This window comes from Mesorhizobium sp. M7A.F.Ca.CA.004.06.1.1 (assembly GCF_003999135.1).
Lineage (GTDB): Bacteria > Pseudomonadota > Alphaproteobacteria > Rhizobiales > Rhizobiaceae > Mesorhizobium.
The window spans coordinates 1-2,648 of sequence record NZ_RZPQ01000791.1; the positions used below are offsets into that span (position 1 = coordinate 1).

At 63.0% G+C, this 2,648-nt stretch carries 1 protein-coding gene and 1 pseudogene; one reads left to right on the top strand and one right to left on the bottom strand.

The window, feature by feature from the left end:
• A pseudogene (locus tag EN906_RS30185) lies at nt 1–608 on the bottom strand (outer membrane protein assembly factor); the annotation flags it as partial.
• Between the two features lie 272 nt (nt 609–880).
• Here EN906_RS30185 and EN906_RS30190 point away from each other — a divergent pair.
• A partial coding sequence (locus EN906_RS30190; protein WP_245484358.1) for a PAN/Apple domain-containing protein occupies nt 881–2,648 on the top strand: 1,768 nt, incomplete at its 3' end.

Below are 2,648 nucleotides of genomic sequence, written 5' to 3' on the forward strand. Positions count from 1 at the left end.
ATCAGCGCCTCGGCCTTGAGCACAGCGCCGGATCCCGCATCGCCGCCTGATATCAAGCCATAATCGGCGCTCATCAGCCCCGCTGCGTCGCCCTCGAGGTGGATATTGCCCAAGGTGAATTTCGGCCCGCTGGCGATGTCGATCACCACGGGAACCGGCTGCGGCCCCTTGAATTCGGCATCCGGCGGCAAATCGTCGAGCGGCTTGCCGTCGATGGTGACGGTGACGACGCCTTCGTAGCGGGCATCGGCATAGAGCGCGGCGACAAGCTGTTCGCGGTCGCTGCGCGCCTTGGCCATCAGCCCGAGCGAGCCGGAAACCGGACGCTCCTCGTCACTCTTCAGCGCCGAGGCATTTTCGAGCTTCTTGACCAGATCCTTGTCGGCGTCGGGGGCGGAAATGGTAACGGCGTAGCGCAGGGGATCGACGATATCGGCATCCTCGTCGCTGGACGACCCCCACAGCTTGATGCCGAAAAGCTCGAAAGCGGCCGCCGGCCGCGATTCGGCGACGAGCACGGTCGAGCACATCACGGCCAGCAGCAGGGCGCGCGGAAGCGCACGCCCTGGCGCGCGACCTCCTGACATCTGCTCTTCATGCGCCGGCATTAAGACAACCTAGATTACAAAACTAAAATTGGAATGAAGTTCTGAAGCGCTCGTAAAGGGGCCACAATCCAATTGTCTGAAATAGGGCGGGCTTGGAATTCACACCTTTTGCGTCGCCGCAAGAAAGCGTGATCCCCTGTCCTATGGAGGTACTACCGGTCATCGGCCGGAAAGGAAACCGTTGGCAGGCGGAACCCTGCCGCGTCCTTGTGTTGACAAGCCTGACTGAAGCTTGATCATGCCCGGACGTCAGCTGTGTCTGGAGGGGTGTTATGGCAATGCGCGCGGCTCGTGGTCTGTCTATCCTGATTCTTCTGTTTTTAGGCTGGGCCAGTGTCCTGGCCTGGAGCAGCGCCGCGCAAGCGGCCGAGGCCCGGCGGATCGCGACAACGGACAATTCCGATTATTTCGGCTTTGATCTCAGGTCCGACCAGAATGTGACAATCGACCAGTGCAAGACGACATGCCTGGGAGACCCGGCCTGCCGTGCCTTCACCTACAACAAAAAAGCCAAATGGTGCTTCCTCAAATCCGACTACAACCAGCTGAAAACCTTCAACGGCGCGGTCGCGGGCAAGGTCGTCAACATCGATGGCGATCCTGATATCGGCGCGCCGCCGGAACTCGCTTTCTTCCCCAACTGGATGGCCGATCAGGCCCAGCAATACCGCAACAAGCTGCTCGGCCCGGCCTATGACAAGCCGACCGAAGGCATGGCTGCCTTGCTGAACGCCGCCGAACAGGCCGTGCTGACCGGGGATCACCGCTCCGCCATGCTGAAATACGAGGCCGCGGTCTCGGTGCTGCCCGATGATGGTCCGCTCTGGCTCAACCTGGCGCGTGAAACGCTGGCCGTTCAGCCCGCCGCTAGCACCTCCGAAGCCTCCACTTTGCCGGCGAACGGCACGTCGGCCGCTTTCAATGCCTATAAATTGCTGCGCACCACCAAGACGCGCGCCGAAGTGCTGGCGCTGCTCGGCAACGGGCTCGACAAGCGCGATCTCTACCGGCCGGCGCTGCAGGCCTATGAGGCCAGCCTTGCGCTGAACCCTTCGCCGGCGGTCCAGGCCGACTATGCCGATCTCAAGGCCCGCAAGGGTTTCCGCGTTGTCGATCACACCATCGACGCCGACACCAGCGCGCCGCGCATCTGCGCGCAATTCTCCGAGGATCTGGTCAAGACCGGCGTCGACTACGCGCCGTTCGTCACCGTCGACAACGCGCCACCCAAGGGCGTCGAGGCCAAGGACAAGCAAATCTGCGTCGAAGGGCTGGAGCATGGTCAGCATTACGACGTCACCTTCCGCGCCGGCCTGCCGGCGGCAATCGGCGAAGTGACCGCGGCCCCCGTGGTGCTGTCGATCTATGTCCAGGACCGCGCACCGTCCGCCCGCTTCACCGGTGACAGCTTCGTGCTGCCGGCCGGCGCGCGCCGCGGCATTCCGATCGTCACCGTCAACATGAATGCCGCCGAAATGAAGCTCTACCGCGTCGGCGATCGTTCGCTGGCCCAGCTTCTGTCGGGCTACCAGTTCCTGCACCAGCTCGACGGCTACGACATCTCCAACATTTCCGAGCAGATGGGCGCGCCGGTCTGGCAAGGCCAGCTCGACATCGCCAATGATCTCAACAAGGAGGTCACCACCTCCTTCCCGGTCGACGAGGCGGTGCCGCAGCGCAAGCCCGGCGTCTACGTGCTGACCGCGCAGGCCGTCAACGACAAGAGCGACAACTACAATTCGATGGCCACGCAATGGTTCGTCGTCTCCGACATCGGCCTGTCGACCTATACGGGGCAGGACGGGCTCAACGTCTTTGCGCGTTCACTGGGCAGCGCCAAGCCGATAGCCGGCGCCGAACTGACGCTGGTTGCCAGGAACAATGAGGTTCTCGGCACGGCGACATCGGATGCCGACGGCCATGCCGTCTTCAACCCCGGCCTGACGCGCGGCGACGGCGGCATGGTGCCGGCCGTGCTGATGGCCAAGCAGGGCGACAATGATTTCGTCTTTCTAGATATGGGCCGGGCCGGCTTCGACC